Annotated in this window: 13 protein-coding genes and 1 pseudogene; 10 read left to right on the top strand and 4 right to left on the bottom strand. The window is 75.0% G+C overall.

Annotated elements, in window-relative coordinates; translation table 11 throughout:
* Positions 1 to 17: 17 nt before the first annotated feature.
* Entirely contained in the window at positions 18 to 935 is a 918-nt protein-coding gene (locus GH723_RS05505; RefSeq protein ID WP_195210559.1) for a 2'-5' RNA ligase family protein, read from the top strand.
* A 16-nt stretch (positions 936 to 951) separates the two neighbouring features.
* Positions 952 to 1,437, top strand: coding sequence for an RrF2 family transcriptional regulator (locus tag GH723_RS05510; protein WP_195210560.1), 486 nt, complete (start codon positions 952 to 954; stop codon positions 1,435 to 1,437).
* On the opposite strand, the gene GH723_RS05515 is transcribed toward GH723_RS05510, so the two are convergent.
* Complete coding sequence (locus tag GH723_RS05515) at positions 1,404 to 2,570, bottom strand: TIGR04053 family radical SAM/SPASM domain-containing protein (RefSeq protein WP_153758714.1); 1,167 nt, start codon at positions 2,568 to 2,570, stop codon at positions 1,404 to 1,406. The two genes, GH723_RS05510 and GH723_RS05515, sit on opposite strands and share 34 nt — an antisense overlap.
* 79 nt (positions 2,571 to 2,649) lie before the next feature.
* On the opposite strand from GH723_RS05515, the gene GH723_RS05520 reads away from it, so the two are divergent.
* Positions 2,650 to 4,065, top strand: coding sequence for a nitronate monooxygenase (locus GH723_RS05520; RefSeq protein ID WP_153758715.1), 1,416 nt, complete (start codon positions 2,650 to 2,652; stop codon positions 4,063 to 4,065).
* 12 nt (positions 4,066 to 4,077) lie between these two features.
* On the opposite strand, the gene glpX is transcribed toward GH723_RS05520, so the two are convergent.
* A complete protein-coding gene (gene glpX, locus GH723_RS05525) occupies positions 4,078 to 5,076 on the bottom strand; it encodes a class II fructose-bisphosphatase (protein WP_153758716.1) in 999 nt (332 codons plus the stop codon).
* 78 nt (positions 5,077 to 5,154) lie between these two features.
* On the opposite strand from glpX, the gene GH723_RS05530 reads away from it, so the two are divergent.
* Genes GH723_RS05530 through GH723_RS05540 form a run of 3 tightly spaced genes read left to right on the top strand, consistent with a single transcriptional unit; the run spans position 5,155 to position 7,418 of the window.
* Positions 5,155 to 6,114 (top strand): bL32 family ribosomal protein, encoded by a 960-nt coding sequence (locus tag GH723_RS05530; protein WP_153758717.1) that lies wholly within the window; start codon positions 5,155 to 5,157, stop codon positions 6,112 to 6,114.
* Between the two features lie 27 nt (positions 6,115 to 6,141).
* Entirely contained in the window at positions 6,142 to 6,834 is a 693-nt protein-coding gene (locus GH723_RS05535; protein ID WP_153758718.1) for a hypothetical protein, read from the top strand.
* A gap of 5 nt (positions 6,835 to 6,839) precedes the next feature.
* The gene (locus tag GH723_RS05540; protein ID WP_195210628.1) at positions 6,840 to 7,418 is read left to right on the top strand and encodes an alpha/beta hydrolase family protein; all 579 of its coding nucleotides are present in this window, start codon (positions 6,840 to 6,842) and stop codon (positions 7,416 to 7,418) included.
* On the opposite strand, the gene GH723_RS05545 is transcribed toward GH723_RS05540, so the two are convergent.
* The gene (locus GH723_RS05545) at positions 7,366 to 8,916 is read right to left on the bottom strand and encodes an MFS transporter (RefSeq protein WP_153758720.1); all 1,551 of its coding nucleotides are present in this window, start codon (positions 8,914 to 8,916) and stop codon (positions 7,366 to 7,368) included. The two genes, GH723_RS05540 and GH723_RS05545, sit on opposite strands and share 53 nt — an antisense overlap.
* 112 nt (positions 8,917 to 9,028) lie before the next feature.
* Between GH723_RS05545 and GH723_RS05550 the strand changes: the two genes are divergently transcribed.
* The 4 genes and pseudogenes from GH723_RS05550 to GH723_RS05560 all read left to right on the top strand — a co-directional run bounded on the left by GH723_RS05550 (position 9,029) and on the right by GH723_RS05560 (position 10,919).
* Positions 9,029 to 9,289, top strand: coding sequence for a NifU family protein (locus GH723_RS05550; RefSeq protein ID WP_153758721.1), 261 nt, complete (start codon positions 9,029 to 9,031; stop codon positions 9,287 to 9,289).
* A gap of 86 nt (positions 9,290 to 9,375) precedes the next feature.
* Positions 9,376 to 9,756: pseudogene (locus GH723_RS19020) on the top strand (methylmalonyl Co-A mutase-associated GTPase MeaB); the annotation flags it as partial.
* Positions 9,757 to 9,868: 112 nt separating this feature from the next.
* Positions 9,869 to 10,258 carry a P-loop NTPase family protein gene (locus tag GH723_RS19025; protein ID WP_267471362.1) on the top strand — a complete coding sequence of 130 codons (390 nt, stop codon included), beginning with the start codon at positions 9,869 to 9,871 and terminating at the stop codon, positions 10,256 to 10,258.
* Between the two features lie 13 nt (positions 10,259 to 10,271).
* Complete coding sequence (locus GH723_RS05560; protein WP_153758722.1) at positions 10,272 to 10,919, top strand: hypothetical protein; 648 nt, start codon at positions 10,272 to 10,274, stop codon at positions 10,917 to 10,919.
* Here GH723_RS05560 and GH723_RS05565 read toward each other — a convergent pair.
* Entirely contained in the window at positions 10,885 to 12,123 is a 1,239-nt protein-coding gene (locus tag GH723_RS05565; RefSeq protein WP_153758723.1) for a hypothetical protein, read from the bottom strand. The genes GH723_RS05560 and GH723_RS05565 overlap by 35 nt on opposite strands.
* Positions 12,124 to 12,167: the final 44 nt, after the last annotated feature.

Below are 12,167 nucleotides of genomic sequence, written 5' to 3' on the forward strand. Positions count from 1 at the left end.
TCGGTAGGGTCGGCGCCGTGGCCCGACGTCGACTCGCTGCCTGCCTGGTCCTGCCCGAGCCGCATCGCACGGAGGTCGACGGCCTCCGACGGGCGACCGGTGGCGAGGTGGCGCGGATCCCGCCGCACATCACGCTCGTCCCGCCCGTGAACGTACGGGAGGAGGCGTGGGACGAGGCGCTCGAGGTGCTGCGCCGGGCCGCCGGCGCGCAGCCCGGTCCGCTCGACCTCGTCGTGGGTCCCGCGGCGACCTTCGCCCCCGTCAACCGCGTCGTCTACCTCGCGGTGGACGGTGACGCCACGGCACGCGCGCGGCTGCGCGACCTGCGGGCCGCTCTCCTTGTCGGCCCGCTCGAGCGCGACGAGCGTCGCCGGTTCATCCCGCACGTCACCCTCAGCCACCGGCTCCCGGAGGGGGACGACGCCCACGCGCTGGCGGTGCTCGGACGCTACGAGGAGCCCGTGCGGTTCGCCCACGTCGAGCTGCTCACCTACGACGACGAGGCGCGCCGCTGGGGGTCGTGGGCCGACGCCCGGATGGGTCCGGTGCGGGTCACGGGCCGGGGTGGCATCGAGACCGAGCTGGGCGTGTCGGCGATCGTCCCGCCCGACGTCGTGGCCGGTCTCGCCGCCTGGGAGGTCCGGTCCGTCACGTTGCCGGACAGCGGCACCGTCGTCACCGGGCGTCGGGGTCGCGAGGTCGTCGGCGTGGCCGTGGGCGGCGTGGAGCGCTGGGGCGCGCGACGGGTCGGGCGGGTCGACGGGGTCGTCGTGGCGCCGCCCGAGCGGGGCGCCGGCCTCGGCCGCCATCTCGTCACGACCCTCGCCGCGGAGCTCGCCGATGCGGGGGCCGAGCGGATCGAACCGTCGGAGGACGCCGACGACGCGACCCGAGCGCTGGCTGACGCGGTCGGACTCGGAGCGCCCCAACCCTGAGCGGTACGCTCCAGGTATGAGGGTCCAGCTCGGGCGCAAGGGGGACTACGCCATTCGGGCGGCGGTCGACCTCGCCCGCCATGACGGCGCCGGACGTCGCAAGACGCGCCACATCGCCGAGGCGATGGGGGTGCCGGAGAGCTACCTCCCGTCGATCCTCGGGCAGCTGGTCGCTGCCGGGCTCGTCTCGTCGCTCGCCGGTCGGGACGGCGGCTACGCGCTCGTGCACCCGGCCGCCGAGACGACCCTGCTCCAGGTGGTCGAGGCGGTGGAGGGCGAGGTGGAGCTGGTGCGGTGCGTCCTCACCGGCGGTCCCTGCGGGTGGGAGACGGAGTGTGCCGTGCACCGGTTCTGGGCGGCGGCGCAGGACGCCTTCCGCGACCAGCTCGCCGCGGCCAGCCTGGCCGACGTGGTCGACGTCGACCGTGGGCTGACCGCAGCGTCTGGCTCCCCCCGCCGAGGGCGAGGTCAGTCCGACGTCGCTCCGGACGCCGGCGGCTGATGCAGGCAGCTCGGGTCCTCCCCGAGCGGATCCCCCGAGGTGGCGTAGGCGTGCGAGCGCGAGCCTCCGCAGACGGACGCGAAGTCGCACACGCCGCACCGGCCCCGCAGCAGCGACGGGTCGCGCAGGGAGCGCATCAGCGGTGAGCTGCGGTAGATCTCGGTGAGCGGCGCCTGCCGCACCGACCCGGCGCTCAGCGGGAGGAACCCGCTCGGGTAGACCTCGCCGTGGTGGTCGACGAAGGCGAAGCCACGGCCGGCGTTGACGTCGAGCGGTGGGCGGGGGCGCCGGGGACCTGGCGACACCCCGCCCATCAGCTCGTCGGTCCGTGCGCGGAGGACCGTGCGCAGCGGACCGAGGGGGAAGCGCCGGTCGAGGTCGTCGAGACCGGCGCGCTGGAGGGCGATCCGCCGGAAGTGCGGGGCCTCCGTGGCCTTCACGGGGACGAGGTGGCCGACGTCGTGCAGCCAGTGCAGGACCTCCTCGGTCGCGCCGGGCGAGAGGGCGGTGAGGTGCTGGCCCCGACCCGTCGGCACGAGGAAGAAGACCGACCACAGGCTCACGTCGGCGAGCACGACCCGGGCGAGCACGTCGGGCAGCTCGGTGACGTTGTCGGCCGTGACCGTGGTGTTGATCTGCAGGCGGATCCCGAGCTCGCGCACGGTGCGTGCCGCGTCGACCGTGGCGTCGAAGACGCCGGGGATGCCGCGGAAGCCGTCGTGGGAGGCGGCGTCGGAGCCGTCGAGGGAGAGCGAGACCGCCTTGGCGCCGGCGTCCCGCAGCTCGACGAGCGCGTCGCGGGTCAGGCGCGGGGTGACCGACGGGGAGACGGCGACGTGCAGGCCCCGCTCGGTGCCGTGGCGGACGAGCTCGACGAGGTCGGGGCGCTCGAAGGGGTCGCCGCCGGTGAGCACCACCATCGGCCGCGGCGCGCCGACCGCCGCCAGGTCGTCGAGGAGCGCTCGACCCTCCTCGGTGGTGAGCTCCAGGGGGTCTCGGTGGGGGATGGCGGTCGCCCGGCAGTGCCGGCAGGCCAGCTGGCAGGCCCGGGTGACCTCCCAGATGACGATGAAGGGGCGGGCCTCGACGTCCTGGTGCAGCTCGCGGATGGGGTGGGCCGTCGTGAGGGTCATGTCGCTCCAGGGGGCGTGCACCGATGAACCATGACTAACATGCTCAACGTTGAGTGGCAAGCCGAAGGAAGGGTGTGCGATGGGGATCAGGGACTGCCGGGTCATCCAGGGCGGGATGGGTGTCGGGGTGTCCGGCTGGCGCCTGGCGCGGGCGGTGTCGCAGCGGGGACAGCTCGGCGTGGTCTCGGGCACCGCCATCGACGCCGTGCACGCCCGGCTGCTGCAGGACGGCGACCCTGGCGGCCACCTGCGCCGGGCCTACGAGGCCCTGCCCCTCCCCGGCGTCGGCGACCGGGTTCTCCGTCGGTGGTACCGAGACGGCCGTCGCCCGCCGGGGCGGCCCTACCGCGCCCACCCGATGCTCACCCTCGAGCTCGACCCGGCCCACGCGGAGCTGCTCGTCGCCGCCAACTTCGCCGAGGTCTGGCTGGCGAAGGAGGGTCACGACGGCCTCGTCGGCGTCAACCACCTGGAGAAGATCCAGATGGCGATCGGGCCGTCGCTGTACGGCGCCGTCCTGGCCGGAGCCGACGCCGTGCTCATGGGGGCGGGCATCCCGTCGGCCATCCCGCGGCTCCTCGACCGGTTGGCGGAGGGACGACCGGTCGAGGTGCGCGTCGACGGGGTCGGCACCGCTGAGGGCGCCGAGCTCCTGAGCCGCTTCGATCCGGCCGCTCTGGGACCGGTGGAGCACCGTCGTCGCCCGCCCTTCGTGGCCGTCGTGTCGTCGGTGTCGCTGGCCCGCTTCCTCGCTCGTGACGACGCGACCCGACCCGACGGCCTCGTCGTCGAGGCCCCCGTCGCTGGAGGGCACAACGCACCGCCGAGGGGGCGGCGGCGGCTCGATCCATCCGGACAGCCGGTCTACGGGCCGCGCGACGAGGTCGACCTCGCCGCCGTCGCCGAGCTCGACCTGCCGTTCTGGCTCGCGGGCGGCCGGGCCGATCGGGCGGGTCTCGACGCCGCGCTCGCGGCCGGGGCGTGCGGCGTCCAGGTCGGCACGGCGTTCGCGCTGGCCCAGGAGTCGGGCATCGCCGCGACGCTGCGCCGCCAGCTGCTCGACGGCGTGACCGGCGGCGGCGTCCCCGTGCGCACCGACCCCGACGCCTCCCCGTCGGGCTTCCCCTTCAAGGTGGCCGAGGTCGACGGCACCGTGGGTGACCGTGCCGTGCGCGACGGCCGACGGCGGGTGTGCGACCTCGGCTACCTGCGGGTGCCGGTCGTCGGGGCCGACGGCTCGATCGAGTACCGGTGCCCGAGCGAACCGGTGGGGGCCTACGTCCGCAAGGGCGGGCAGGCCGAGGACACCGACGGCAAGGTCTGCCTGTGCAACGGACTCACTGCGACGATCGGCCTCGGGCAGGTGCGGCGCGACGGGACGGAGCCTGCGCTCGTCACCCTCGGCGCGGCGACCGAGGCGGTCGCCGCCCTCGCGGTAGCGCACGGCGGTGCCTACACGGCCGGCGACGTGCTCGACGCGCTGCTCGACCGCTGAGGAGCCGGTCGCTCAGTCGAAGGCGATCGAGCTGAAGGGGCGCAGCTTGTCGAGACGGTGGGTGGCGGTCACCGAGCGCACGGTGCCCGACTTCGCGCGCATGACGAGGGAGTGGGTCGTCGCCGTCGACTCCCGGTAGGTGACCCCCCGCAGGAGGGTGCCGTCGGTGATGCCGGTGGCGGCGAAGAAGCAGTTGTCGCCGCGCACGAGGTCGTCGGTGGTGAGCACGGCGTCGAGGTCGTAGCCGGCGTCGACCGCCGCCTGGCGCTCGCCGTCGTCGCGTGGCCACAGGCGGCCCTGCATCTCGCCGCCCATCGCCTTGAGCGCCGCGGCGGTGATGACGCCCTCGGGGGTGCCGCCGATGCCGAAGAGCACGTCGACGCCCGAGTCGGGCATCGCGGCGGCGATGCCGCCGGCGACGTCGCCGTCGGAGATCAGCTGGATGCGGGCGCCGGTGGACCGCACCTCGGCGATGAGCTCGGCGTGGCGGTCGCGGTCGAGGATGACCGCCGTGAGGTCGCGCACGTCAGCGTTCTTCACCTTCGCGATCGCACGCAGGTTCTCGGTGGGGCTGCGACGGATGTCGATGATCCCCGCCGCACGCGGCCCGACGGCGATCTTCTCCATGTACACGCAGGGACCGGGGTCGAACATCGTGCCGCGCTCGGAGACGGCGATGACCGACAGGGCGTTCGGGAGGCCCTTCGAGGTGAGGGTGGTGCCGTCGATGGGGTCGACGGCGATGTCGCACTGGGGCGGCGAGCCGTCGCCGATGTTCTCGCCGTTGTAGAGCATGGGCGCCTCGTCCTTCTCGCCCTCGCCGATGACGACGACGCCGTCCATCGGCACGGTGCCGAGCAGGACGCGCATGGCGTCGACGGCGGCGCCGTCGGCCCCCTCCTTGTCCCCCCGGCCCACCCACCGGGCGGCGGCCAGCGCCGCGACCTCGGTGACGCGGACGAGCTCCATCGCCAGGTTCCGGTCGGGGGCCTCGGGTCGCAGGTCGCTCATGGCGCAGGACCCTAGCCATCGGGGTGGTCGGGGGCCCATCGGGCCACCTGGTGGGTCGGGCCGTGCCAGGATGCGGCCATGTCGGTGATGCGCTGCCCCTCCTGCGGTGAGCTGTCGTTGTCCCGGAGCGACGTCTGCCCGGGCTGCGGGGCGTCGATGGAGGCGTTCGAGCGGGACGCCGGTCGCGGCGCCGACGACGCACCGGTGCGCCCCGACGTCGCCCAGGAGCGCCGGGAGCTGCACGAGTGGACGATGGAGGGCCGGCGCCTGCTCGACGGGATGCTGCAGCGCTCCGGCATCCCCCGCACGTGGCAGGGGTCGACGCTCATCACGCCCGACGTCGAGCACGACCGCGTCGAGGAGATGGTGGAGCTCGTCGGCGTCGGCGATGCGCAGGTCGGCGCCGAGGAGGACGTGGCGCCCACCGACGCGCCGGACGCCGGCGACACCGCCGACGAGGTCGGGGTCGAGGAGCAGGGCGTCGACCAGAACGCGGAGGACGTCGGCGAGGGGGAGGTCGGCTACGACCTGTCGGGCTGGACCGACCTGGCACGGGGCGACCTCGTCGCGGCGCTGGCTGAGGCCGGGATCGAGCACGGTTGGGACGAGGACGGCGACCTCGTCGTCGACGCCGCCGACGAGCGGCGCGTCGACGCCGTCTTCGACCGGCTGACCACCGAGGGCGTCGGCGAGCTCGGAGCCGGCGCGGCGGGCGAGCTCGAGGAGGACCTCGAGGACGACGATGCGCTGCTCGACGACGACGGCCTGCTCGTGCAGGAGACCTTGTCGGACCTCTTCGTCGGCGCCGACCGCCTGCTCCACAACCCCGTCGACGGCACCGCGGCCACCCTCGTGATCGACGCCCAGGCGCAGCTGCGGGCGCTGCGGCTGCCGTTCGGGTTCGAGCGCACGCAGTGGCGGATGATCCTCGGCGCGGCGGAGGAGCTGGCGGAGTCGTTCGTCCCCTCCGGCATGGACGAGGACGCCGTCCGGGACCGTGCCGCCCGCCTGCGCGGCCTGCTGCGCGACGTCGTCTGACCGGCCAGCCGCCGTTAGCGTGGCCGGATGGTGCTGGCCGAGCTGGTGGTGGTCCACTCCCGAGCGATCGCACCCACCCGCCGCGTCGCCCTCGGTGAGATGCACCTGCCCACCGAGCCCGAGCCCGGCTTCGGGCTCCTCCTGCTCGGGTGCGTCGCCGCAGCCCACGTCCGTTCCCTCGACCCCGACCTTCGCGACGACCTCGTGCGGTTGATGCACGAGGTCGAGCGGGGACGACGGATCGTGCAGCCCCGCCTGCGCCACCGCTTCCAGAACGACCGGGTCGGTCTGCTGCGCTCGACCCACCGGCTGGTGGGGGAGGGGGAGCGGATCATCCCGCAGATCGAGGACCGGGACGCCCCGATCCCGCAGGTGCTCGGGGCGGTCTACGCCGTCGGCACGCTGCCGCTGGCCGTGCGGCCACGGGCCATGGAGGTCGTGCGTCGGGCGCTGCGGTGGCCCGGCGAGGTCGACGACCGCCTGATCGCCCACCTCTCCGGACGTCCGGCGGGGCCGAGCCTGCCCGTCGGGGCCGACCCGCGGCGCTGGGCGCTCGGGGTCTTCGCTCTCGACGCCGCGGCGGCGCAGGACCGCAGAGCCGTGCAGCAGCGGTTCCGCGAGCTCCTGCGTGACGCCCACCCCGATCACGGCGCGGCGTCGGAGGGCGCGGCGCTGCGCATCGCCGAGCTGGCCGAGGCCCGGCGGATCCTGCTGACGTGAGCCCGCTGCGGCGGGCCCGTGGGCTCGTCCTCTTCCCGGGCGCGGGCGCCTCGTCGGACCACCACACGCTGGTGGCCCTCGAGGACGCGCTCGCCCCGCTGCCGGTCGCCCGATGCGACTTCCCCTACCGCCTCGCCGGGCGGCGTGCTCCGGACCGGGCTCCGGTCCTCGTCGGGTCCGTCGTGGACCACGCCACCGCGTTCGCGGCGGAGCACGACCTCCACCCGCGCGCCGTCGTCCTCGGCGGGCGCTCGATGGGCGGTCGGATGTGCTCGATGGCGGTCGCCGGCGGGCTGCCCGCGGCCGGTCTGGTGCTGCTGTCGTATCCGCTGCACCCGCCGGGCAAGCCGGAGAAGCTGCGGATCGAGCACCTCCCGCAGCTCGACGTGCCGTGCCTGTTCGTCTCCGGGACGAAGGACCCGTTCGGCACGCCCGAGGAGCTCGAGCGGGAGGTGGCGGCGATCCCCGGTCCGGTCACGATCCACTGGCTCGAGGGGGCGGGCCACGATGCCAAGGGGCGCGACGCGGAGATCAGTCAGGTGGTGGCGGCGTGGATCGACCGGCTGGGGCGTCGGCGGGGTTGAGCTCCTCCAGCTCCTTGTGCGCCGTCTCCGGGTAGCGGGCGAGGACGAGGACGGCGAGCGCCAGCGGACCGGCGAGCAGGACGGCCAGCGCGCCGCCGATGCCGCCGAGCGGGTCGGAGAGCTGACCCACGACGAGCAGCCCCGCGCTGGAGCCCGCGACGCCGACGAGGGTGATGATGCCGTTGGCCCGTCCCCGGCCGGAGGTCGGGAACAGCTCGGGTCCGTAGACGCCCAGGGCGGGCACCGTGGCCGCAGCGATGACCGCACCGACCGCCGACGCCGCCCACATCGGCCACCCCGGGACGAGGAACGAGACGAGGGTGAACCCCGCGCCGCCGACGAGGCCGATCGCCGCGATGCCACGCCGGCCTCGGACGTCGGCGAGGCGCCCGCCCACGGCGACCCCGATGCCGGCGGGGGTGGTCGTGAGCAGGGTGAACGCGGAGATGCGCGCCGCGCTGAACCCCCGCTCGGTGCGCAGGAACTCGTTCTGGAACTGCGACGCGGGGGCCAGGAACATCGACGCCAGGAACCCGGAGACCGCGAGCAGCCCCAGTCGGCCGCGGTCGACCGCCGCGGGCGCCTCCCCGCGGTGGACGGCGAAGCGGCGCGTCTCGGGCAGCAGTCGGGCGACCCGCACGAGGAGCGGCAGCGCGAGGAGCGGGATGAGGTAGAGGAGCCGCCACGCGTCGGGGCCCAGGTCGGCGAGGGGCAGGACCCACACGCACATGCCGGCACCCAGGCCGGCGGCCAGCGCCATCACGCTGACGCCGTAGGCCCGCGACCCCGCCGGCAGCTCCTCGGCGGCGACGATGCCGACGAGCAGGGCCAGCGCGGTCGAGAGCCCTCGCGCGATCGTCTGGCTGGTGCCGAGCCACAGGAGGTTCGGGGCCAGCGCACCGGTGGCGGCGAGGGCGATGGCCGCGGTGGCGGTGCCGAGCAGGAGCGTGCGGCGGCCGCGCCGGTCGGACGCCGCCGCGATGACGAGGGCGAGCAGCACGCCGACGCGCACCGCGGCGAGCACGAAGGACTGGTCGGCGCGGTCCCCGTCGAACCGGTCGACCGCGAAGGTGATCGTCTGGGTGATGAGCGTCCCGAGGTAGCCCCCGACGAGGGAGAGCACCGAGAGCAGGGCGAGCACCGTCGCAGCCCGCCGGTCCACCCGGTCCGGCGGCGCCCACCAGGGCTGGGCGTCGGGCAGCGGCTCGCCCGCTGCCAGGCGCCGGGACTCGGTCGCCAGCGCGGCGCGCACCGGGTGGACGAACAGGGGTGCGAAGAAGGGGATGGCGAGCGTGAGGTCGAGCTCCTCGACGACGTCGTGGGTGCCGTCGTCGGCGGGCGACACGTCGAGCGTCCGGCGGTAGGTACGCACCGGGCCCTCGGCCGCGATCCACGCACCGTCGCCGTCGGGCTCCTCCGCCACGAGCCCGCGGCGTGGCGCCGCGAGCCTGGCGAGGCCGGCGTCGTCGACGCGGTGGCGGAGGACGACGCGTGGCACGGGAGCCGATCGTACGGGGCGCGAGGTGGGCGTCCGCCTCGCCAGCGGGCATGCTGGTGGGGCCGTGGCCCGCGTCGCTGCGGCGTCGAGTCGACGTGATCGAGGAGTGGTCGTGCGGGAGAAGGTCGAGAAGGTGATCGAGGTCATCCGGCCTGCGATCCAGGCCGACAACGGTGACATCACCCTGCACGACGTGGACGAGGCGACCGGCGTGGTCACCGTCGAGCTGACCGGCGCCTGCGTCACCTGCCCCGCCTCGACCCAGACGCTGAAGGCCGGCATCGAGCGGATCCTGCGCGACCGCGTCGAGGGCGTCACCGAGGTGGTCGACGCCACCGCTCCCTCGTCGGACGGCACGGCCGTCTCGCTCTGAGCGGACGACGGGTGGGGGACGAGGCGGCGCGCCTGCTCGACGCGGCGGCCGGCGGCGACCGGCCGGCGCTGGCCCGACTGCTCACGATGGTCGAGCGCGGCGGCGCCGACGCACGCGCCGCGGCCCGGGCGGCGGCCGCCCGACCGGCCACCGACGGCTACACGGTCGGCATCACCGGCGCTCCCGGCGCGGGGAAGTCCACCCTCACCGGCGCGCTCGTCGGCGCGATGCGGGCCGCCGAGGAGGTCGTCGGCGTGCTGGCGGTCGACCCGTCGTCCCCCTTCACCGGCGGCGCCATCCTCGGCGACCGGGTGCGCATGTCGGAGCACGCGCTCGACCCTGGCGTCTTCATCCGCTCGATGGCGACCCGGGGCCACCTGGGCGGGCTGGGCGTCGCGACGCCGGGTGCGGTGCGGGTCCTCCACGCCGCCGGGCGCCCCTGGGTGCTGATCGAGACCGTCGGCGTGGGCCAGGTCGAGGTCGAGGTGGCCGGGGCGGCCGACACCACCGTCGTCGTCGTCAACCCCGGCTGGCGACGCCGTCCAGGCGAACAAGGCCGGCCTGCTCGAGATCGCCGACGTGTTCGTCATCAACAAGGCCGACCGTCCGGGCGCCGACGAGACCCGGCGCGACCTCGAGTCCATGCTCGACCTCACCGAGCACCGCGACTGGCGGCCGCCGATCGTGGCCACCGTCGCCACGGAGGGCACCGGGCGCGAGGAGCTGTGGCGGGCCATCGCCGACCACCGGCGGCACATCACCGGAACCGGCGAGCTCGAGCGCCGCCGCGCCGACCGGGCGCGGGACGAGCTGGGGCGGGTCATCGCGCCGAGCGGCTCCGCATCCGTGCCGACGCGCTGCGCGACGGCCCCGACTTCCACCAGGTCGAGCGGCAGGTCGTCGACGGCGGGCTCGACCCGTGGTCGGCCGCCGACCGGCTGCTCGGCGAGCACGACGACCACCCCGTGAGCGAGGACGCCCGATGAGCGACGAACGACCCCAGGACGACACGCCGGACGACGAGCACCGGGAGCCGGAGGTCGTCTCCGGCGAGGTGGTCGGCGAGCCGACGAGGGCGCGGGCCGTGGCCGGTCCGCCGAAGCTCGCCTCGATCGTCGGCGCCGGCGCCGCGGTGCTGCTGCTGAACGGACTGCTGTTCACGCTCGTCGCCCTCCCGCCGTCGCTCGACATCGACGCCGCCCGCTGCACGACGGCACGGACCGAGATCGAGGCCGCGAACGACAACGACGAGGACTACGACGACGTCCAGCTGGACGTCGACGACGTCGACGACCTCGCGTGCGATGACGCCGTCGCCCTCGCCGAGCAGATCCCCCTCGAGGACCCTGCTGACGTCGAGGAGGGCGACGAGGTCGACACGGTCTGGATCCCGAGCACAGGAGAGCTGCGGTTCCAGCTCACCGCGATCCTCGCCTTCGGCTTCGCCCAGGTCACCGGCGGCGTGCTGGTGCTCGTCCGGGGCCGCCGCTGGATGCGCAACGTCTCGGTGGCCGCCGCCGCCCTGGGTCTGGTGTTCCCGGTCTTCGGGCTGGCCTCGATGGTCGCCGCGGCGTTCGTCGTCTACGCGCTGGTGTTCAGCCGTCAGTCGAAGGAGCTGTGGCCGCGTTAGGTCGCAGGATCGCGGCGATGTCCGCAGGCAGCACCCACGTCACCCGGCCGTCGTCGAGCGCCTCGCGCCACTCCTCCAGCAGCTCGGCGAGGGCCGTCAGGACCTCGGTCGAGAGCGGCGCGACCCGGGGGTCGGGTGGCGGAGCAGCCTCGTCCTCGGTCTCGGGATCCGTGCCCTCGATCTCGGGATCGGTGCCCTCGGTCTCGGCTTCGGCCTCGGGGTCGGGGGGTTCGGGCAGCAGGTCGTCGAGGCGCACGGTGACGCCCCAGGTGAACACGCCCGGGGCCGGGTACTCCTCCGGCTCGTCGTAGCGGTGATCGGCCGCCCAGCCGAGGGTCTGGGTGAACGGTGACGCCAGCTGGTCGACGGCGTCGGGACCGACTCGGACAGCGCCCTGCGCCGGCGTCAGCGCCACCTGGTCGACGAGCACGATCTCGCCGGCGGGCGAGTCGATGCAGGCGTTGCCGTCGAACCAGGCCGACCGCCAGGGCGCCGTGAAGGCGTCGGTGCCGTACTCGTTGGTGTGGCCGGCCAGGCCGAGCCCCTCGCAGAGCGGCGAGATCTCGCCGACGACCTGATCGATCCCGTGGACGTCGAGCACCGCCACGGCGTCGAAGAGGGTCTCCGCGGTGGTCGGATCGGGGCCCACCGGGTCGGCCATCGCCGGGAGGCCCGACGCGATCGTCGTCGTCCGCCCGCACCCCTCCTCGAGGGACCTCACCGCCCGGAACGACTCCCCGAGCGTCCGGGCGTGGAGCCCGATGGCGTGGCCGCGCGACTCCAGCTCGTCGAGCAGCTCGGGCGCCCGCTCGCAGATCGCCGCTACCGCTCCGTAGGCGAGCTCGAAGCTGGCGACGACGCCGGCGTCGCGCAGCACCTGCTCGATCTGGCGCACCCGTCCGACCACCGCGTCGGCGGCCTCGGCATCGAGCCCGGTGAGCTCGCGGCTCGCGTAGGGCGACCAGCTCGTGTCGCCGCGCACGACCACGGAGAACACGGCGTGGACCGGGGGCGGCAGCGGGTCGCCCTCCTCGTCGGTGCCGGCGGTGACGGGGACGAACGGCGGTGCGGTCGAGGTCGTCACCTCCGGGCGGGTCGTCGAGGGCCCTGCGTCCGGCTCACCGTCGTCGCCGGACGAGCACCCGGCGACGAGCCCGACGACGAGGGCGAGCGCGACGAGGCGGGCACGGGACGGACGGGGCACGGCGGCGAGCATGGCACCCGGGGGCGCTCCCGGGCACGGCGGGC

This window comes from Actinomarinicola tropica (assembly GCF_009650215.1).
GTDB lineage: Bacteria > Actinomycetota > Acidimicrobiia > Acidimicrobiales > SKKL01 > Actinomarinicola > Actinomarinicola tropica.

What these genes read in the sequence shown, in the direction of transcription:
- GH723_RS05510 (WP_195210560.1), top strand. Translation starts at nt 952, where the DNA reads ATGAGGGTCCAGCTCGGGCGCAAGGGGGACTACGCCATTCGGGCGGCG.
- GH723_RS05515 (WP_153758714.1), bottom strand. Translation starts at nt 2,570, where the DNA reads ATGACCCTCACGACGGCCCACCCCATCCGCGAGCTGCACCAGGACGTC.
- GH723_RS05520 (WP_153758715.1), top strand. Translation starts at nt 2,650, where the DNA reads ATGGGGATCAGGGACTGCCGGGTCATCCAGGGCGGGATGGGTGTCGGG.
- glpX (WP_153758716.1), bottom strand. Translation starts at nt 5,076, where the DNA reads ATGAGCGACCTGCGACCCGAGGCCCCCGACCGGAACCTGGCGATGGAG.
- GH723_RS05530 (WP_153758717.1), top strand. Translation starts at nt 5,155, where the DNA reads ATGTCGGTGATGCGCTGCCCCTCCTGCGGTGAGCTGTCGTTGTCCCGG.
- GH723_RS05535 (WP_153758718.1), top strand. Translation starts at nt 6,142, where the DNA reads ATGGTGCTGGCCGAGCTGGTGGTGGTCCACTCCCGAGCGATCGCACCC.
- GH723_RS05560 (WP_153758722.1), top strand. Translation starts at nt 10,272, where the DNA reads ATGAGCGACGAACGACCCCAGGACGACACGCCGGACGACGAGCACCGG.